The organism is Marinobacter sp. (assembly GCF_041595835.1).
Classification (GTDB): domain Bacteria; phylum Pseudomonadota; class Gammaproteobacteria; order Pseudomonadales; family Oleiphilaceae; genus Marinobacter.
In genome coordinates, this window is the sequence record NZ_JBFHJO010000003.1 from 20,794 (window position 1) to 39,509 (window position 18,716).

Here is an 18,716-nt window from a genome sequence, read left to right on the forward strand (position 1 = left end):
TCCGCTATAATACAAAGGTTTTCTGACCGTAGGTGGACCCATGTCTGATATTCTGGAACAAAGTCAGGCCCACCAGAGGCTCCGCTCCCTCAGCGAAGCTCTGGATAGTGGCGCGCTCAAACAGGTTGCTCGCATCCTGAATGGCGGTCTTAGTCCCAGCGATATAGCCCACCTTCTGGAATCCTCTCCGCCTCGTCAGCGGGCTTTACTGTGGAACCTGGTCGACAAACAACTTGAGGGTGACGTTCTCCAATACCTGGGAGACGACATTCGAGGCTACTTCCTGAGCAAGCTCAATGCTCAGGAACTCGCCGACATGATCGAAGACTTCGAGTCGGACGATCTGGCCGACCTTCTGCAGCAACTGCCGGACACGGTAATCCTGGAAGTTCTGGATACCATGGACGAGCAGGACCGGCAGCGTGTAGAAGAGGTTCTCTCCTACCCGGAAGACACCGCTGGCGGCCTGATGAACACGGACACCATAACGGTGCGCCCGGACATCAGTATCGACGTTGTTTTGCGCTACCTTCGCAGGCACCGTAACCTGCCGCCGATGACCGACAGCCTGATTGTGGTAAACCGGCGGGATGAGTTTATCGGCACACTGGCCATTACCCGAATGCTGGTTTCCAACCCCGCATCGACCGTCCGGGAAGTGATGGATACCGATATTGAGCCTATTCCGGTAACCCTGCCAGACACTAAAGTCGCCACTTTATTCGAGCGTTACGACCTTATCTCTGCTCCAGTCGTTAACGAAGACAACAAGCTTCTTGGCCGCATCACCATTGATGACGTGGTCGACGTTATCCGTGAAGACGCTGACCACTCACTGATGAGTATGGCGGGCCTTGACGAAGACGAGGATACTTTTGCTCCAGTAATGAAAACCACGCGCCGACGAGCAGTGTGGTTGGGCATAAACCTGTTAACAGCGTTCACCGCCTCAGCCGTGATTGGCCTGTTTGAAGAAACCATCGCCCAAGTGGTTGCTTTGGCGGTGCTGATGCCCATTGTCGCCAGCATGGGAGGCATTGCCGGCAGCCAGACTCTGACACTGGTCATCCGAGGCATGGCAGTGGGGCAGATCAGTAGCGCCAATGTCGGCTGGCTCCTGAACCGTGAGTTACTTTCCGGTATTCTTAACGGCCTGCTCTGGGCTGTGGTGGTTGCCACTGCAGCGGTCCTCTGGTTCGGGGACTGGATGATCGGCGCCGTTATCGCGGCCGCACTGATTATTAACCTGGTCGCGGCAACGTTGGTAGGCACGGTATTGCCCCTGTTCCTGAAATCCCGGAACATTGACCCCGCCCTTGCAGGGGGTGTTATTCTGACAACGGTGACCGATGTTGTTGGTTTCATGGCCTTTCTTGGACTGGCCACTCTTTTTTACGCCTGACAGAATCGATAAACACAATGACTGATCATACTGACGACGAACTCCCGGAATATCTGGGCCCCAGCAAATCCCAACTCAAACGGGAGATGCATGCTCTGCAGGATCTGGGCAAGCGTATGCTGGATCTGAATGACGAACAGCTGGCCACACTCTCGATCAGTGACACTCTGCACCGGGCGATTATGGAATCGCGGCGTATCACCCAACGGGAAGCCCGTCGTCGGCATCTGCAATATATTGGTAAGGTGATTCGTCAGGAGCATGACCCTGAAGCAATCAGCAAGGCTATTGATGCCTTCCATGCTGGCAGCGAAGAACACACCCGGCGACATCATCTGGCTGAGCGCTGGCGAGATAAAATGATCTCTGAGGGCGACAAAGTGGTTGGTGAGTTTGTGGACTACTGCCCGGTTGCAGACGTTCAGCACCTTCGAAACCTGGTACGGAATGCCCGCAAAGAAGTAGAGAAACAGAATAACACCGGCCAGGCTCGCAAACTTTTCCGAGCCCTTCGGGAATGGATTGACGAAGCGGAGCAGCAGTAGAACCGCCTGCAACTATAAGCGCCGGTGCTCCCACACCGGCATGCTCGCTCTCACTTGCTCAAGCTGCTCCGGATTCAGGTCTGCCAGAATCACGCCAGGCCCCTCATCGATTTCAGCAACCACTTTACCCCATGGGTCGCAAATAAGACTGTGGCCGTATGTCTTTCTCCGCTCACTGTTCTGACCACCCTGCCCGGCCGCCACAACCCACACCTGGTTTTCTATAGCGCGAGCCCGAATCAGAGCGTGCCAGTGAGCGTCTCCGGTTTGCCAGGTGAAAGCGCTTGGCAAACATACCCAGTCGGCCCCCTGCGCTCTCAAGGCACGAAACAACTCCGGAAAACGAAGGTCATAGCAAATCGCGAGACCTAACCGCCCTGCGGGTGTATCTATCGTAACGACCGCCTCTCCTGGCTCGAAGGCATCAGATTCCCGGTATTGGCCATGAGCATCTTCGATCATCGCATCAAAAAGATGGATTTTGTCGTAACGAGCGACCTCCTGACCACTGTCATCGTAAACCAGACAACTGGCTCGAACCCGGTTCGTTATACCCGACCCATCTGGCCGGTTCGCCAGAGGCATAGAGCCACCCACAATCCATAGCTTCAACGCTTTGGCCTGTTCTGCCAGAAAACGTCGTATCAGGGGGGAGCCACTTGCTTCCTGTTCACCGCAAATTTGCATCTGGCTTGTGGCCAGTACCGCAAAGTTTTCCGGTAACACGGCAACTCTGGCGCCCTTTTCCGCTGCTGTTTTCAGCTGGCGGGCGGCTTCTGCCAGATTAGCAACGGTATCATGGCCACTGACCATCTGAATTGCTGCAACCCTTGTCATACCCAGACTCCTGAATTACTCGCCGGTATCAAATACGCCCCGCAACTCAACTTCAGGCTCATTCCAGCTGCCCGTTACATTGTAGGTTGCACTGGTGAGTTTGCTTAGGGGATCACCCAGTATCTTATCCAACACAAACAGCGCTCCGCCAATAGGTGCGCTGGCGCCCATCAGTATCGCAGCTAAGGGCAAATTCTGAGTAATAGGCAAAACCATCACCAGGCGCATATCGAGATCTTCTGTCGCCATATTGGTGGTGCCACTGATCTTAAAAGCGCCGGAAGGACCTACCAATTGTAGTTCCGGGTCCAGTGTGAGCAATCCACTATTGATGCTTGCCTTACCCGAAATTGCATCAAACGCCACACCACGCTCATACAGATCAGAAAAATCCAGTCGCAAACGCCGCCACAAAGTATCAGTATTCAGTAGATTAAAAATGCGAAACAACTGAGCTGAGCTGTTTTGTTGCAAAATCACGCCATCATCCAGACGAGCACTGACCGTGCCGCTGAGCTTACTGAGTGCAAGATCATCCGGACTCCCGGGCCAATCAATATCCAACTCAACAGCTGTCGCTTCGTTGTCCAGCGGAATAGAACTGCCTTTCAGTGCCTCAAGATCTTTCAACCCGCCGCCATCCAGCCGCCCTTTAAACTGGGTGACCTCCCGACCATCCAGCACGCTCCACGTCATGTCTCCGGACAGCACCAGAGAGCCAACATGGCCTTCAATACCCGTCACATTTAACTGGTGATTCTCGGGCCGCAGTTTGAACGCCCAGCGCCCAGCAGACTCGTTACCCAGGCGCAAGTCAGCAATTCGACCATCGATATCTGGCCAACTGCCGATATCCATTTCCCGAAACGCCTCTAATTGTTCTTCGAGGGTCAACAATTCCGGAGTATCGGTAGATTCTTCTTTCTGCCCTTGCCGACTCAAACGCAAGGTTTGCAGATCAACATCAATAACACCACCACTCTCCGGAATAGTCACACGCCCGGTGACTCTTTCGGAATCCGTGCTAATCACCCAGCGATTCCCCAGATCCAGGGCGTTAACATTGATATCCGAAAGCCTGTGACGTCCAACATACAAATGATCAAAACTCAGATCGAAACCCGATTCTTTCAGGTTCAAATCAAACCCCAACCTGTCCACCCACTCTCCAGAGACCCTTACTCCGTCGCTGGTAAATGGATCAATCTGTGCACTCAGCTGTGCACTATCCAATGCAGCTTTACCCAGTGGCTCCGGCCAATCCACCGTCAACCCAACAAGGTCTGAAGAGACCGAAACAGGAGAGACGCCCTCAGCCCCCACAGTCAGACTTGCGATGTAGGCAGCTGAACCATCCAGGCCGAATGAGCCGCCCACGCCCAACTCAAGCTGCTGCAAAAAAGACGGCAGTAGCAGTTTGCCGCTTTGCTCTATAGACAAAGCTTCACCCTGGCCACTGTGCCCAAACCGAACCGTAACGGGCTGCTCCATGAATTGTGCCGTAACTGGCCCGCCAGAAAACCCGTTCTGAGTGTGGTAAGTCAGGTCGGCAGTGATATTGCTCCAGTTCAAACCGGCTTCGGGAAGCCCGAATCCTGCGTCTTTTGTTTGAATTCTGGCCTCAACAGAAACCGGCAGCTCACCGCTCAGGGGAAGGTCAATGCTGAGCCCCACCTGAAATTGTCCCAGGAACTCAGCACCGGCCACTGTCGCACCCCCCATTTCACCCAGCGGACTGTTTTCCATCCACCAGGTCACCGATTCGCCCGGCACCTGCGCAGACGCATCCACCAGAATCCGGGCGGGTGCCTCACCCCGTCCGGGCACCACTCGCACCAGCCCTTGTTCAACCGGGAGACCACCTGTAACACCCTTTTTAAGCGTTACTAACGTATCACCGTTCTGAACTTCCACCCGCCCCGATAATTTTTCGACTAAGGGCCAACGCTCGTCATAGCGTACTTGGGCATTTTCGAACTCGTACCACATGGAAGACACAAACGAGCCCTTGGGTGCATCCAAACCGATCCGGCCATGGCCATAATATTCTCCGTTACGGATATCTGCCTGCAGGATACTGGTCGTGAGCCACTGATAGAGCCCTTCATCCACCGCATGGACAGGGACAAATGCTGCAAGCATTTCGGCGCCACCCTCTTCAACACCAATACGCAGTCCCAGGCTGTCCTCACCCTGGGCATCCAGCTTCAGATCAAAAGCCCCATTCAGTACGGTTTTTTCCTGATAACCAAACTGAATCTGATCGGCATAGATCCGGGTTACAGACCCCGAGGTCAGCCATGACACGCGACCAGTCAGGGAATCAAAAGCCCAGTCATCAAGAAACAACAATGGAAAGCCGAGGGTAACCGGATCAGAAGCATCCAGGTCGACAAACCCGCCCGCAGCAGAAAGTTCGAAGTAGCCGTTCAAACCAGTAGCGCCAGGAGCACCGTGCCAGGCCTGAACGCTCAAGTCCCGCATTCGTCCCGACAAGCTGTATTCACCGGCCTGCTCAGGCAACTTCAGCAGCATGTCATCCAGGTAACCTGCAGGGCGGTAATGATCCAAAGCCTGGTTAGCCACTTCAGGCAGCAATTGCAGGTTCAGAATAAGCCTTCTAAGGGGCTCAAGAGGCAGCGCGTCCGCAACCAACGCAACTCCGGACTCTTCCGGTTGAATTCTGAAATTAAACGGCTCAACAACATCGCCGGCCCACTGCCACTGCAATTGCTGCAGCATTATGGCCTGGCCCCGCTTCCACCCGAACCGGGCGTGAATGTTCTCCAACGGTGCCAGTGACTGACGGTTCACACCCAACTGAAGGTAGGGAGTCTGAACCCGGCCCTGCACCTGAAGAAGCTGCCCCCCCTCAAACGTCAGCCAGGCCCTTCCCCCCAGGTCAAAACCTTCAAGACGAATGCCTCGCCAGTTAACATCATCAATCAGGCCATCAAATAACCGGCCAGAATCAATGTCGAGGTATAACTGCCCCGTGAACTCGCCCCGGAAGAAGTGTTGACCAACCAGGGAAAAGCTGGCTAATTGCGTTGTGGTGCCGCTTTGCATAGCTCGACCAGCGGCTTGAAAAAGGCCCCTGCTATAGAGCAAGTCCAGTTGTGGAATATCAATGTGGCGGGGGTGATTGTTGCCATCGTCAAAGGTCAGACTAACTCGGGTGATCCGAACCTCCGGATCTGAAAGCCAGGCACCTGCATATTCCAACCATTGTTGCAGGCCTTTGTCACCACTTTGCGGGCTTTGCAGCAACTCTTCGACAGAGCTGGAGGGTTCACTGCCAACATGGCGCTTTAGTATGAGCGAGAGCCCATCGGCATCGAAGTCTTCCAGCACAATTCTGAAACGCATGAGGGAAGACATAAAATCCACCCCCAGGCTCAGGTGTTCAAGTTCCGCTAACAGGTCGCCGGTTTTGGGGTCGGCAACCGTGATATTGGTAGCCGTTACGGAAGGGTTCAACCACCGCCACGACGATGAAAGACCTCCAACAGTGACTTCAAGGCCGGTCTGTTCGGACAGTATTTGCGCAGTCTGGCTGGAAAATTGATCAATATTGGCAGTCAGTTGCCGACCAATACCGGCATACAGCGCCAGCAATACCAGAAGCACCAGCAGGGACCACCAGACCAAAGAGGCAAAAATGGCCAATACCCGGCCAACCACTCCCCCGGGTGGCAGGTCTGCCGGCATACTGTCCGGATTGCGGCTCGACATACGTCTCCATCAGCTCCCTGGAATGATCCGCCAGTCAGGCGTCAGAGCAGAACCACATCATACTGTTCCTGACTATAGAAGGGCTCAACCTGGAATCGAATGGTTTTACTGATAAAGGTTTCAAGGTCTGCCACGTTATCGGATTCTTCGTCCAGTAGTCGATCCACCACTTTCTGGGAAGCCATCACCAGGTAGTTCTCAGCCTCATAAGCCCGATTCACCCTGAGAATTTCCCGGAAGATCTCATAGCAAACCGTTTCTGACGTTTTCAGAAACCCCCGGCCATCGCAGATCGGGCATGGTTCACACAGTACCTGCCCCAGGCTTTCTGTGGTGCGCTTCCGCGTCATCTCAACCAAACCCAGCTCTGAAACACCGGTAATTTTGGTTTTAGCATGGTCCCGCTCGAGCATTTTCTCAAGCATACGGTGCACTTGTCTCTGGTGCTCAGGATCTTCCATATCGATGAAATCAATAATGATGATACCGCCCAGGTTGCGTAGCCTGAGCTGTCGGCTGATAGCGCGGGCCGCTTCAAGATTGGTTTTGAAGATCGTTTCTTCCAGATTCCGGTGACCAACAAAAGCACCGGTATTAATGTCGATGGTGGTCATCGCCTCAGTCTGATCAATGATCACATAACCACCAGACTTCAGCTGAACCTTGCGACTCAATGCTTTCTGAATTTCATCTTCTACTGAGTACAGATCAAAGATTGGCCGCTCACCCGGGTAATACTCCACCTTGTCAGCAAATTCCGTCACAAACTCGTGTACGAAATCCATCACCCGTTGGTAACTTTCCCGGCTGTCGATACGAACTTTTTCCGTTTGCGGGCGGATGAGATCCCGGATGGTTCGGATAAACAAAGGCAAGTCCTGATACACCGAGGCTGGCGCCTGAACTTTCGCGATTCGTTCATGAATAGACTGGCTGAGCCGTTGCAGGTAGATCATATCGGCAATCAGTTCTTCCGGCTGCGCACCTTCGGCTGCCGTACGAATGATATAACCACCGTCAATCTCTTGGTGTTCCGAGGACGCTTCTTCTATCAGTGATTTCAGGCGAGCCCGTTCGCTGTCATCCTCTATCCGCTGGGAGACGCCGATGTGTTTAACCCCGAGCATGAAAACAAGGTACCGGGATGGCACAGAAAGTTGTGTTGTCAGGCGCGCACCCTTGGTACCAATAGGATCTTTGGTTACCTGAACAACCAGCGACTGCCCTTCTCTCAGGAGTGTCCGGATATCCGGAACGACTTTCGGCGCATCAACCACCTCCTCTGCTGGAGGCTGGCTGGCAACGACATCAGAGGCATGAATGAAGGCGGCCCGTTCCAGGCCGATATCCACGAACGCGGCTTCCATACCCGGCAATACACGAACCACCTTGCCCTTGTATATATTGCCAACAATACCTTTACGGCTGGTGCGTTCGATATAGGCTTCCTGCAACATGCCGTTCTCGACAAGTGCGACCCGGGTTTCCACCGGTGTGACGTTAATCAGAATTTCTTCACTCATCGGCGACACTCCTTAGTACTCGGCCACTGCTGTAATACCGGATGACCCGCCTCCGCGAGCAACGCTGCGGTTTCCTGAAGAGGAAGACCTACCACTGCACTGTAACTACCCTTGAGCGAGCTGACAAAAATACCGGCCAGACCTTGAATTCCGTAACTGCCAGCTTTATCCATGGGCTCTCCGGTCGCTACGTAGGCCTGAATTTCATCCGGCGAAAGCTCCCGAAAAGTCACGTCGGTCACCACCACCCGGGACCGGCACTGCCCCCCCTTTGCCAAAGCAATCGCAGTCAACACCTGATGGGTATTTCCAGAAAGAGCCTGCAACATGGCCGCTGCCTGCTCTTTGGATTCCGGTTTTCCCAGAATATCGCCATTCTGAATCACAGACGTATCTGAGCCGAGAACCAGGCTATCGGGATGCTGGCGTGCAATAAGCAAAGCCTTTTCCCGGGCTAACCGCTCAACATACTGCTCAGGAGATTCGCCAGGGAAGGGCGTTTCATCAATATCAGCGGGCTGTACATGAAAGTGTAAGCCAACCTGTTTAAGAAGTTCGGCTCTGCGAGGAGAAGCCGAGGCGAGGATCAGATCAGCCATTGCCCTACCCCAGCTTTCTGTTGATATGGTCCAGCACACTGCTGACCAATGGCCAAATTAAGGCGCTGGTTACCGCTGGCCATAAGTAACTGAAGCCTGCACTTTCGGCACCCACCAACTGCTTTATAAAGTGCACCAGCATCTGGTTAATACCCAATAATAAAAACACCATCAGGCACTGCTGTGGTAATGGGTACATCCTCAGGCGCTGATGAATGGTGAGGACAAGAAATGCAACCAGAGCCATCCCCATCGCGTTAACCCCCAAAGGAGTGGACTCCAGGGTATCCAGAAGCAACCCGAGGCACCACGCCATGGTCACACCGAGCTGCGCCGGTGCCCGAAAGGTCCAGTAGAACACGACAAGCCCCAACCAGACCGGCCGGAATTCAAACCATTCCACGGGGAACAGCGAAATACTCAGGACCAGGGAAAGGATAACTGACAGCAAAAACAACGGATAACTGATGACCGACAACATCAGGATGCTCCCCCACCCTCGACCACAGCCTCGGAATCTGGCGTTTCTTGCCGGGTTTCTGGCTGAAATACCACAAGCACCAACCGGCTTTGGTTCAATCGTGCTTTTGGCGTCGCTCGCAGGGTCACAAAAGGCTCTCCCGGCTCTTTGGTAATTTCGCTGATTTCAGCCACGGGATAACCCCGCGGAAAACGGCCACCAAGACCGGAGCTGACCAGAACATCGCCTGCGCGAATATCTGCAGTATCCGGCACATGCACCAAATCAAGATTGTCAGCCTGCCCGTTACCAAGAAGAATGGCCCGCAGGCCGTTTCTGATGACTTCCACAGGCACGGCATGACTGCTATCAGAAACCAGCAGCACCCGGGAGGTAAACTGGCTGACCTGAACAATTTGCCCCATCAAACCCTCAGCATCGAGCACCGCCTGTCCAACAGTTATGCCGTCGCTTTGACCTTTGTTGATAACAATTTCATGGGTATAAGGATCGGGTGAAATACCAACGACTTCGCCAACAATAACCCGGTCGTCCAGCACTTCTGCAGAGTTCAGCAGGCGTCGAAGCTCATTATTCTCGGAAGCCAGAGCAGCGTACTTGAGGGCTCGCCGTTCAAGAATGAGCAGGCGGGTTTCTAACTCTTCGTTTTTCTGGGCCAGGTCTTCGCGGCTGACAAACAGCTCGCCGAACCAGTCACCAAAGCGGGACGGTGCATGACCGAGCCAATAGACCGGAGCGAGGCCAGTTTCGATGGTGCTTCTCGCCAAAGCCAGCTTGTCAGAACGGGTATCGGCAGCGATCAACGCTGCCGATATCATAATCACGAAAAAAAATCGGAGGCCGGGCACCGGCCCCTGAACAAAGATCGTCTTAATAGCGAGCTCCCCCCACGGGATCAACCCTCCTGGGAGAGCATTCCGAGGCCACTGCGATCAATAACTTCCAGTGCCTTGCCGCCACCACGGGCCACGCAGGTCAGGGGGTCTTCGGCGATGATCACCGGTAAGCCGGTTTCTTCACTGATGAGCTTGTCCAGGCCTCTCAACAAAGCCCCGCCACCGGTCAGTACAATGCCTCGTTCAGCAATATCGGAAGCCAGCTCCGGCGGAGACTGCTCCAGAGCACCCTTCACTGTCTGAACAATCTGAGCCAGGGATTCTTGCAGAGCATCCAGAATTTCCTCGCTGTTCAAGGTGAATGCACGGGGCACACCTTCAGCCAGATTACGACCGCGCACGTCGATTTCCCGTATTTCCAGGCCTTCGTACGCACAGCCAACTTCATGCTTAATGCGCTCTGCAGTGGAATCGCCGATCAGACTGCCGTAGTTGCGACGCACATACGTAACAATGGCCTCATCAAACTTATCGCCACCTACGCGAACCGAGTCGGCATAGACAATACCACTCAACGAGATAATGGCGATTTCGGTAGTACCACCGCCGATATCAACAATCATCGAACCGCTGGCTTCTTCTACCGGCAGACCTGCACCAATGGCTGCCGCCATGGGCTCTTCGATCAGAAAGACTTCACGAGCGCCGGCACCAAGAGCAGATTCACGAATCGCTTTACGCTCTACTTGTGTAGATTTGCTGGGAACACACACCAGCACCCGAGGGCTCGGGGTAATGAAGCTGTTTTCATGAACCTTATGAATGAAGTGCTGGAGCATTTTTTCGGTGACTACGAAGTCAGCGATCACGCCATCTTTCATCGGACGAATAGCGGTGATGTTACCTGGGGTGCGACCAAGCATGCGCTTGGCTTCAGCACCCACCGCTGCGACCATCTTCTGGGAGTTATTGGTTCGGATGGCGACAACGGAAGGTTCGTCCAGTACGATGCCGCGACCACGTACGTATATCAGTGTGTTGGCGGTGCCCAAATCAATGGACAGGTCGCTTGAAAATAGGCCTCGGAGTCTTTTAATTAACATTCGTGTTGTTTCAACCTGAGAGTTGCGGTTGCGAAGAAGGATGCCGCAACTTTATCAGTGACCCCCTGTGCAGGCAAGGCGCCATCGGGGCTGTCGGCTCACTAATTGCACATTTTGTGGGTTGTTTCGGGGCCAATATTGAGCATGATTCTGCTAGTATATCGGGCTTCCTGAATATCTGACTCTTCGCAGGTCTCATTCGGGTGCAAGAATGATTGTGGAAAACGCCTTCCAAAACCCGCTCCTCACGCCCCTCTATGCGGCGTTTGAGCTCTGCCACCCCAGGCTTTGCATAGTTTTGGAAGGCGCTTTCCACAATCATCCCCAAGATAAAAACGGGTCGCCGAATCCAGTGATTGACAGCATGACGAGGCACCCTTTGTTATTCATTACATTGTTTTCACACATACTGGAGGCAACATGAGCATTTCCCGCGAGGACATAGAAAAAGTTGCCGTGCTCGCCCGCATTAAAGTGGACGACGAGCAGGTTTCAGCTTTAGAAAAAGATCTGGGGAACATTCTGGATCTGGTAGATCAGCTAAGCGCTGCCGATACAGATAATGTTGAGCCAATGGCTCACCCGTTGAATGCCACACAGCGGCTCCGCCCGGATGTGGTCACTGAGACCAATCAGCGGGAAGCGTTTCAGGCAATTGCGCCGGCGACCGAGGATGGGCTGTACCTGGTTCCCAAGGTCATTGAATGAGCCTTACGAAATGAGCAGCGACTGCCTTTTATACGGCAGATTTTCTGACCATCATAGATTTCAGGATTGATGATGCATAACAAATCCGTAGCAGAGCTTTCCAGAGAGCTGGAGAGCGGAAAAATTTCAAGTGTGGAACTGACGCAACAGTTCCTTGACCGCCTGAAACGTGAAGACGGCAAGTACAACAGCTTTATCACCATCTCGAATGAACAGGCCCTGGCCGAAGCCAAAGCGGCCGACGCAATACGGGCTGCCGGTAAGGCGACGGTCTGGACCGGGGTGCCATTTGCCCATAAGGACATTTTCTGCACCAATGGCATTCGCACCACTTGCGGATCCAGAATGCTGGATAACTTTGTCCCGCCCTACGACGCGACCGTGACCGAAAACTTCAAAGCGGTCGGTGCAGTATGCCTGGGCAAAACCAACATGGACGAGTTCGCCATGGGCTCATCTAACGAGTCCAGTTTCTATGGTGCAGTCACCAACCCCTGGGGCCTCTCCAAAGGCGAGAAGCGGGTTCCAGGTGGATCTTCCGGTGGCTCTGCCGCCGCGGTAGCCGCACGACTGGTTCCTGCAGCTACTGGCACGGATACCGGCGGGTCCATCCGTCAGCCAGCCGCTCTGTGTGGCATTACCGGACTAAAACCGACTTATGGCCGGGTTTCCCGTTACGGCATGATTGCCTTTGCTTCGTCTCTGGATCAAGGCGGGCCGATGGCTCGTACAGCAGAAGATGCTGCGCTGATGATGAACGTGATGGCCGGCTTTGACCCCAAAGACTCCACCTGCATTGACCGTGAAGTCCCGGACTATACCGCCACGCTGAATGAGCCCTTAAAAGGCCTGAAGATAGGCCTGCCTAAAGAATACTTCAGTGAGCAGCTGTCTCCAGCTATGGAAGAACAGGTTCGCAATGCTGTGCGTGAATATGAAAAGCTGGGCGCTACAGTCAAAGAGGTTTCACTACCTAACGCCAAACTGGCCATTGCAGCTTATTACGTAATCGCCCCGGCGGAAGCTTCTGCCAACCTGTCCCGTTTCGATGGTGCACGCTACGGCTACCGTTGCGAAAACCCCAAAGATCTGATGGACATGTACACTCGCACCCGCGCCGAAGGCTTCGGAAACGAAGTGAAGCGCCGGATCCTGGTAGGCAGTTATGCACTATCTGCGGGTTATTTCGATGCCTATTACCTGAAAGCCCAGAAAGTACGCCGCCTGATTCAGCAAGATTTCATCAACGCATTTAAAGACGTAGACGTACTGATGAGCCCGGTGTCACCGTCCCCAGCCTTCGTTCAGGGTGAAAAAACCACCGACCCGGTCACTATGTATCTGGAAGATGTATTCACCATCGCTATCAACCTGGCGGGCATTCCGGCCATGTCGGTGCCTGCCGGTTTTGTTGACGGCTTACCGGTTGGCCTGCAGATTATCGGCGACTACTTCTCCGAAGCCCGGTTACTGAACGCCGCCCATCAGTTCCAGCAGGTGACCGACTGGCACCAGCGCGAACCTCAATAAGCCCGGATAAGGAGACGAACACATGCAGTGGGATATCGTGATCGGGCTGGAAATTCACGTTCAGCTTGCCACCAAAACCAAGATTTTCTCAGGCTCGAGCACCGCATTTGGTGCCGAACCGAACACCCAGGCCAACGCCGTTGACCTGGCCATGCCAGGCACCTTGCCGGTTCCAAACGAGCAGGCATTCCGTTATGCGGTCATGTTCGGTCTGGCCACCAATTCCGAAATTGGTCGGCGCTCGGTGTTCGAGCGGAAAAACTACTTCTACCCGGATTTGCCAAAAGGTTACCAGACCACGCAACTGGCCCAACCAATTGTCGGCCCCGGTCATATTGATATCGACTTGTCTGACGGCACGACCAAACGGGTTCGCATTCACCATGCCCATCTTGAAGAAGATGCCGGTAAATCTTTGCACGACGATTATCACGGTATGTCGGGCATTGACCTGAATCGAGCAGGAACTCCCCTGATCGAGGTGGTCACCGAGCCAGATATGAACAGCGCAGAAGAAGCCGTGGCGTTTGCCAAGAAGCTTCACGGCATTGTCACTTCGCTGGGCATCTGTGATGGTGATATGTCACAAGGCTCCATGCGATTTGATGTGAACATTTCGCTCAAGCCAAAGGGGTCCGAAACTCTGGGCACCCGCACAGAAACCAAGAACCTGAACTCGTTCCGGTTCATGGAACAAGCTATCGCTCACGAAGTAGAGCGACAGATGGACATACTGGAAGACGGCGGAAAAATCATTCAGGAAACCCGTTTATACAACGGTGACCGGGATGAGTCCCGTTCGATGCGCAGCAAGGAAGAAGCCAACGATTACCGCTACTTCCCCTGCCCTGACCTGCTGCCAGTGGAAATCGACGATACTTTCATTGAAGACGCTCGTGCCCGCTTGCCGGAACTTCCGGATGCCCGCCGTGCTCGCTTCAAGGAGCAGTATGGCCTGAATGACTATGACGCAGGCATTTTGTCTGCCGACGCCAATCTGGCAGGCTTTTTCGAGGAAACCGTTGAGCACGGTAAAGACGCTAAACTGGCAGCCAACTGGATTCAGGGTGAATTTTCTGCACGCCTGAACGCCGAAGATAAATCCGTTATCGATTCACCGATTTCTGGCGCTCAGCTGGGTGCATTGGTAGTCCGTATTGCGGATAACACAGTGTCATCCGCCGGCGCAAAAAAGGTGTTTGAGGCTCTGTGGTCTGGCGAAGGCGACGATGTGGATGCCATCATCGAATCTAATGGTCTGAAACAGGTATCTGACACAGGTGCACTGGAGTCTATGGTCGACGAAGTTCTCACTGGCATGCCCGACCAGGTAGCTCAGTATCAAAGCGAAGACGATCCGAAAAAGCGCAAAAAGATGCTCGGTGGCTTTATGGGGCCCCTGATGAAGGCATCCAAAGGTCAGGGCAACCCCAAGCTGTTCAATGAGATTCTTGTTCGCAAACTTGGTGGCTGACCTCTCTGACCAGGCCGGGATCGTACATTCCGGCCTGGTCTCCCAATCCAGAGCAACAAATATATTTGGCTCGTCAGCAAATGGAGACACTATGGATCACATCGTTCGCGGCGTACTGAATTTTCGGAAGAACGTTTATCCGGAACACAAAGATCTGTTTGGTGCTCTTGCCGACAGTCAAAACCCTGACGTTTTGTTTTTTACCTGCTCGGACTCCCGTATAGACCCAAACATGATGACTGGTTCAATCCCGGGAGACCTGTTTATTTGCCGCAATGCCGGTAATGTGATCCCGCCCCACAGCAATGAAACAGGGGGTATGACGGCATCCATCGAATACGCAGTCGCAGTATTAGGTGTTCGCCACATCATTGTATGCGGCCACACGGATTGCGGAGCCATTAAGGGAGCTCTGGACATTCCCGCACTAAAGGGCCTCCCGCATGTCAAAGAATGGCTGGGGCACTGTCGCTCAGCTATGGAGATTGTCCGGGAAAGGCATGGTATTCCGAGTGAAGAACGCCTGGATACGATGTACTTGAACGAAGCCATTGAAGAAAACGTGTTACAGCAGGTCCAACACTTGCGCACTCATCCGGTGGTCGCGGCCAAGTTGGCGACAGGAAAGATTGAGGTTCACGGCTGGGTGTACGATATCAAATCGGGGGACATTCGCTGTTGTGGTCACAACAGCATGGAATTCAAGAACTTCAACGAGTACTACTCCGACTACATAGTGAATCTCGCTAAAGAGTAACCCTGACAAAAGGCCCCGAAATTCGGGGCCTTTTGTTTATGCTTCAGGTCACACTAAAGATGCCCACAAATCGTGTTCGTCCGCATGCTCAACAACAACTTTAACGATCTGCCCAGGCTCCAGATCAGTCACACCGTTCAGGTACACCATACCGTCGATTTCCGGAGCATCAGCTTTTGACCGGCCAATCGCGCCTTCTTCGTCGACTTCATCAATCAGCACATCAAGGATCTTTCCGATTTTAGCCTGCAACCTTGCCGCAGAGATTTCTGCCTGCTTTTGCATGAACCGAGCCAGACGCTCTTCTTTCACATCTTCAGGAACCGCACCTTCCAGTTCGTTGGCTTTAGCGCCCTCTACCGCGCTGTAAGTAAATGCGCCAACGCGATCCAGTTGCGCCTCATCCAGCCAATCCAACAAATACTGAAAGTCTTCTTCGGTCTCACCCGGGAAGCCAACAATAAAGGTAGAACGGATCGTCAGTTCCGGGCAGATTTCCCGCCACTTCCGGATACGCTCCAGCGTTTTACTGTCGTGAGCCGGACGTTTCATGGCCTTGAGCACCTTCGGGCTGGCGTGCTGGAACGGGATGTCCAGATACGGAAGAATTTTTCCTGCGGCCATTAATGGAATAATGTCATCCACATGAGGGTAAGGATAAACATAGTGCAATCGAACCCACACGCCCATCTCACCGAGCGCTTCACAAAGCGCCTGCATTTTTGTCTTCAGTGGACGGCCCTGCCAGAAGCCAGTCCGATATTTAATATCCACACCATACGCTGAGGTGTCTTGCGAAATGACCAAAAGCTCTTTAACACCAGCATCAACCAAGCGCTGAGCCTCATCCATTACATCGCCAACAGGGCGGCTAACCAGATCGCCTCGCATGGAGGGAATAATGCAGAAGGTACAACGATGGTTGCAGCCTTCAGATATTTTCAGATAGGCATAATGCCGGGGTGTCAGCTTGACACCTTGAGGAGGAACCAGATCTACAAAGGGATCATGAGTCTTTTGCTGCGGTACATACTGATGTACCGCACCTACCACTTCTTCATAGGCATGGGGGCCGGAAACCGCCAGCACACCAGGGTGAGTTTCTCGAATTTTGTCAGCTTCAACCCCCATACAACCGGTTACGATGACCTTGCCGTTTTCACTGATGGCTTCGCCAATGGCATCAAGGGATTCCTGCTTAGCAGCATCGATAAACCCGCAGGTGTTAACCACCACAATATCAGCGTCGTTATAGGTTGGTACCACATCATAACCATCCAGGCGCAACTGGGTGAGGATACGTTCAGAATCAACCAACGCCTTTGGGCAACCAAGGCTGATAAAGCCTACTTTTCCGCCTTTAGCGGCACTTTCTGTCTTCTCGGTCATAACGGTTCTGCAGGAATCCCGGAGCAATGCCCCTGATGAATGTAGGCGGCGATTTTACCCCAGGAACTCACCGACTGCAGCCATTCATGTAACACTTATTGCAGTGGATACTACGGCTCCTTTCGTCAACAAAGTCGCATTTTGTGACACTTTGTTCATATTTATTGTTGCCAAAATGCCATAATTTCCTGCAATATCAGGTTTGCTTATTTTTTGAGCAGCTAATCTTTCAATGAATTATGCAGCTCTCAGGAAGACATTATGGGACAAGCAATCTCTTTCGATACGTCACGCGCCAAAAGAGCCAACATGAAGCCGGTACCAGCAAAGCCAAACCTGAGAAACCAACAGCGAGCAGACGTGTCCACCGAGATCACCCTCGAAAAGCCAGATGGTTGCCAGCTCACCTGCAAGGTTTCAAACATTTCCCGCACAGGCGCCATGATTCAGTGCGACGGGGAAATAGCAAAATCCTTGATACCAGGCATGCTACCTCCTGCGCCCAAAAACCCGGTTCATGTTACCGCTCGCTTTTCAGTTCCAGTCCTTCCCTATCAACCCGTTACGGTTGTGGCCGAAAGCAACCTTGTTCACATCCGCCGAATTGCCAGAAACAACTTCCAGATAGGCCTTCAATTTTCGAGCTTCGAAGGAAATGGCTTTGAATACATCGATCGGTATATAGCCAAACTCCTGGCTGACGCCACCAGCAACTAACCCCTAAAAAAATACAACTGAAACAAACCAGGACCACCCCAGTGACTGGCTCGCCGCTATATTATTAGAACCTAAAATTCTTACCGACAACCTTCTTATACCCTATTGCACCCTGTTATAGTTGCCCTTCTGATTTACAGCCATTAAAGCCTTTCAGGGCAACGGATAATCATGACCACATACAATCTCACCCATCTGAAACAGCTGGAAGCTGAAAGCATCCACATAATCCGGGAAGTGGCGGCCGAGTTTGATAACCCCGTCATGCTTTACTCCGTTGGCAAAGACTCAGCTGTCATGCTGCACCTTGCCCTGAAGGCATTCTTTCCAGGAAAACCTCCCTTCCCTCTGATGCATGTAGACACCACCTGGAAATTCCGGGAGATGATTGAATTCCGGGACAAGCAGGTTAGCCGCTATGGGCTGGACCTGATCGTGCACACCAACGAGGAAGGCGTAAAGCAAGGCATTGGCCCGTTTAGTCATGGCAGCGCGAAGCACACTGACATGATGAAAACCCAGGCACTCAAGCAGGCTTTGAACAAGTACAAATTTGATGCGGCGTTCGGCGGCGCCCGCCGAGATGAAGAAAAGTCCCGGGCCAAAGAGCGCGTTTACTCCTTCCGGGACGAACACCACCGCTGGGACCCGAAAAACCAGCGCCCGGAGCTTTGGAACACATACAACGGCAAAGTTAACAAAGGCGAGAGCATACGTGTGTTCCCTCTTTCCAACTGGACCGAGCTGGACATCTGGCAATACATCTACCTGGAAAACATCGATATCGTTCCCCTGTACTACTCCGCCGTCCGCCCGGTGGTGGAACGAGACGGCACTTTGATCATGGTGGATGACGACCGCATGCCCCTGATGGAAGGAGAAAAACCCATGATGAAGTCCGTGCGTTTCCGCACCCTGGGTTGCTACCCCCTCACCGGCGCGATCGAGTCTGAAGCCGATACATTACCGGAAATCATTCAGGAAATGCTGCTCGCCACCAGCTCAGAACGACAAGGGCGGGTTATCGACCACGATTCAGCCGGATCCATGGAACAGAAAAAGCGCGAAGGGTACTTCTAA

16 protein-coding genes are annotated in these 18,716 nt (G+C 53.2%); 8 read left to right on the forward strand and 8 right to left on the reverse strand.

Annotated features, from left to right (window positions below):
- The first annotated feature begins 40 nt into the window (after positions 1-40).
- Both mgtE and yjgA read left to right on the forward strand, forming a co-directional pair.
- A complete protein-coding gene (mgtE, locus tag ABYA77_RS02190; protein ID WP_372964300.1) occupies positions 41-1,402 on the forward strand; it encodes a magnesium transporter in 1,362 nt (453 codons plus the stop codon).
- A gap of 17 nt (positions 1,403-1,419) precedes the next feature.
- Positions 1,420-1,947 (forward strand): ribosome biogenesis factor YjgA, encoded by a 528-nt coding sequence (yjgA, locus tag ABYA77_RS02195; protein ID WP_372964301.1) that lies wholly within the window; start codon positions 1,420-1,422, stop codon positions 1,945-1,947.
- A 12-nt stretch (positions 1,948-1,959) separates the two neighbouring features.
- Here yjgA and ABYA77_RS02200 read toward each other — a convergent pair whose 3' ends face one another.
- The 7 genes from ABYA77_RS02200 to ABYA77_RS02230 are packed head-to-tail and all read right to left on the reverse strand — an operon-like array spanning position 1,960 to position 11,061.
- Entirely contained in the window at positions 1,960-2,784 is an 825-nt protein-coding gene (locus ABYA77_RS02200) for a carbon-nitrogen hydrolase family protein (RefSeq protein ID WP_372964302.1), read from the reverse strand.
- A gap of 15 nt (positions 2,785-2,799) precedes the next feature.
- A complete protein-coding gene (locus tag ABYA77_RS02205; protein ID WP_372964303.1) occupies positions 2,800-6,519 on the reverse strand; it encodes a YhdP family protein in 3,720 nt (1,239 codons plus the stop codon).
- Between the two features lie 41 nt (positions 6,520-6,560).
- Positions 6,561-8,042, reverse strand: coding sequence for a ribonuclease G (gene rng, locus ABYA77_RS02210; protein ID WP_372964304.1), 1,482 nt, complete (start codon positions 8,040-8,042; stop codon positions 6,561-6,563).
- A complete protein-coding gene (locus tag ABYA77_RS02215) occupies positions 8,039-8,641 on the reverse strand; it encodes a nucleoside triphosphate pyrophosphatase (protein ID WP_372964305.1) in 603 nt (200 codons plus the stop codon). The genes rng and ABYA77_RS02215 overlap by 4 nt, the downstream gene beginning before the upstream one ends.
- Before the next feature lie 4 nt (positions 8,642-8,645).
- A complete protein-coding gene (gene mreD / locus ABYA77_RS02220) occupies positions 8,646-9,122 on the reverse strand; it encodes a rod shape-determining protein MreD (protein WP_372964306.1) in 477 nt (158 codons plus the stop codon).
- Positions 9,122-9,988 (reverse strand): rod shape-determining protein MreC, encoded by an 867-nt coding sequence (gene mreC / locus ABYA77_RS02225; protein ID WP_372964402.1) that lies wholly within the window; start codon positions 9,986-9,988, stop codon positions 9,122-9,124. Before mreC ends, mreD begins: the two co-directional genes overlap by 1 nt.
- 29 nt (positions 9,989-10,017) lie before the next feature.
- Positions 10,018-11,061, reverse strand: a complete 1,044-nt coding sequence (locus ABYA77_RS02230) for a rod shape-determining protein (RefSeq protein ID WP_372964307.1) — start codon at positions 11,059-11,061, stop codon at positions 10,018-10,020.
- 420 nt (positions 11,062-11,481) lie between these two features.
- Between ABYA77_RS02230 and gatC the strand changes: the two genes are divergently transcribed.
- From gatC to ABYA77_RS02250, 4 genes are all read left to right on the forward strand, one after another.
- Positions 11,482-11,769, forward strand: a complete 288-nt coding sequence (gene gatC, locus ABYA77_RS02235; RefSeq protein WP_372964308.1) for an Asp-tRNA(Asn)/Glu-tRNA(Gln) amidotransferase subunit GatC — start codon at positions 11,482-11,484, stop codon at positions 11,767-11,769.
- Positions 11,770-11,841: 72 nt separating this feature from the next.
- Positions 11,842-13,299 (forward strand): Asp-tRNA(Asn)/Glu-tRNA(Gln) amidotransferase subunit GatA, encoded by a 1,458-nt coding sequence (gene gatA / locus ABYA77_RS02240; RefSeq protein ID WP_372964309.1) that lies wholly within the window; start codon positions 11,842-11,844, stop codon positions 13,297-13,299.
- Positions 13,300-13,321: 22 nt separating this feature from the next.
- Positions 13,322-14,773 (forward strand): Asp-tRNA(Asn)/Glu-tRNA(Gln) amidotransferase subunit GatB, encoded by a 1,452-nt coding sequence (gatB, locus tag ABYA77_RS02245; RefSeq protein ID WP_372964310.1) that lies wholly within the window; start codon positions 13,322-13,324, stop codon positions 14,771-14,773.
- 91 nt (positions 14,774-14,864) lie between these two features.
- Positions 14,865-15,530 (forward strand): carbonic anhydrase, encoded by a 666-nt coding sequence (locus ABYA77_RS02250; RefSeq protein WP_372964311.1) that lies wholly within the window; start codon positions 14,865-14,867, stop codon positions 15,528-15,530.
- Positions 15,531-15,578: 48 nt separating this feature from the next.
- On the opposite strand, the gene rimO is transcribed toward ABYA77_RS02250, so the two are convergent.
- Complete coding sequence (gene rimO / locus ABYA77_RS02255) at positions 15,579-16,919, reverse strand: 30S ribosomal protein S12 methylthiotransferase RimO (RefSeq protein WP_372964312.1); 1,341 nt, start codon at positions 16,917-16,919, stop codon at positions 15,579-15,581.
- Between the two features lie 261 nt (positions 16,920-17,180).
- On the opposite strand from rimO, the gene ABYA77_RS02260 reads away from it, so the two are divergent.
- The gene (locus ABYA77_RS02260) at positions 17,181-17,636 is read left to right on the forward strand and encodes a PilZ domain-containing protein (RefSeq protein WP_372964313.1); all 456 of its coding nucleotides are present in this window, start codon (positions 17,181-17,183) and stop codon (positions 17,634-17,636) included.
- A 171-nt stretch (positions 17,637-17,807) separates the two neighbouring features.
- Complete coding sequence (gene cysD, locus ABYA77_RS02265) at positions 17,808-18,716, forward strand: sulfate adenylyltransferase subunit CysD (RefSeq protein ID WP_372964314.1); 909 nt, start codon at positions 17,808-17,810, stop codon at positions 18,714-18,716.

Bases quoted from the DNA above. Each gene is read 5' to 3' on its own strand.
- ABYA77_RS02205 (WP_372964303.1), bottom strand. From the start codon at position 6,519: ATGTCGAGCCGCAATCCGGACAGTATGCCGGCAGACCTGCCACCCGGG.
- mreD (WP_372964306.1), bottom strand. From the start codon at position 9,122: ATGTTGTCGGTCATCAGTTATCCGTTGTTTTTGCTGTCAGTTATCCTT.
- cysD (WP_372964314.1), top strand. From the start codon at position 17,808: ATGACCACATACAATCTCACCCATCTGAAACAGCTGGAAGCTGAAAGC.
- rimO (WP_372964312.1), bottom strand. From the start codon at position 16,919: ATGACCGAGAAGACAGAAAGTGCCGCTAAAGGCGGAAAAGTAGGCTTT.
- ABYA77_RS02215 (WP_372964305.1), bottom strand. From the start codon at position 8,641: ATGGCTGATCTGATCCTCGCCTCGGCTTCTCCTCGCAGAGCCGAACTT.
- ABYA77_RS02250 (WP_372964311.1), top strand. From the start codon at position 14,865: ATGGATCACATCGTTCGCGGCGTACTGAATTTTCGGAAGAACGTTTAT.
- mgtE (WP_372964300.1), top strand. From the start codon at position 41: ATGTCTGATATTCTGGAACAAAGTCAGGCCCACCAGAGGCTCCGCTCC.
- gatB (WP_372964310.1), top strand. From the start codon at position 13,322: ATGCAGTGGGATATCGTGATCGGGCTGGAAATTCACGTTCAGCTTGCC.
- rng (WP_372964304.1), bottom strand. From the start codon at position 8,042: ATGAGTGAAGAAATTCTGATTAACGTCACACCGGTGGAAACCCGGGTC.
- ABYA77_RS02200 (WP_372964302.1), bottom strand. From the start codon at position 2,784: ATGACAAGGGTTGCAGCAATTCAGATGGTCAGTGGCCATGATACCGTT.
- yjgA (WP_372964301.1), top strand. From the start codon at position 1,420: ATGACTGATCATACTGACGACGAACTCCCGGAATATCTGGGCCCCAGC.
- ABYA77_RS02230 (WP_372964307.1), bottom strand. From the start codon at position 11,061: ATGTTAATTAAAAGACTCCGAGGCCTATTTTCAAGCGACCTGTCCATT.
- gatA (WP_372964309.1), top strand. From the start codon at position 11,842: ATGCATAACAAATCCGTAGCAGAGCTTTCCAGAGAGCTGGAGAGCGGA.
- ABYA77_RS02260 (WP_372964313.1), top strand. From the start codon at position 17,181: ATGGGACAAGCAATCTCTTTCGATACGTCACGCGCCAAAAGAGCCAAC.
- gatC (WP_372964308.1), top strand. From the start codon at position 11,482: ATGAGCATTTCCCGCGAGGACATAGAAAAAGTTGCCGTGCTCGCCCGC.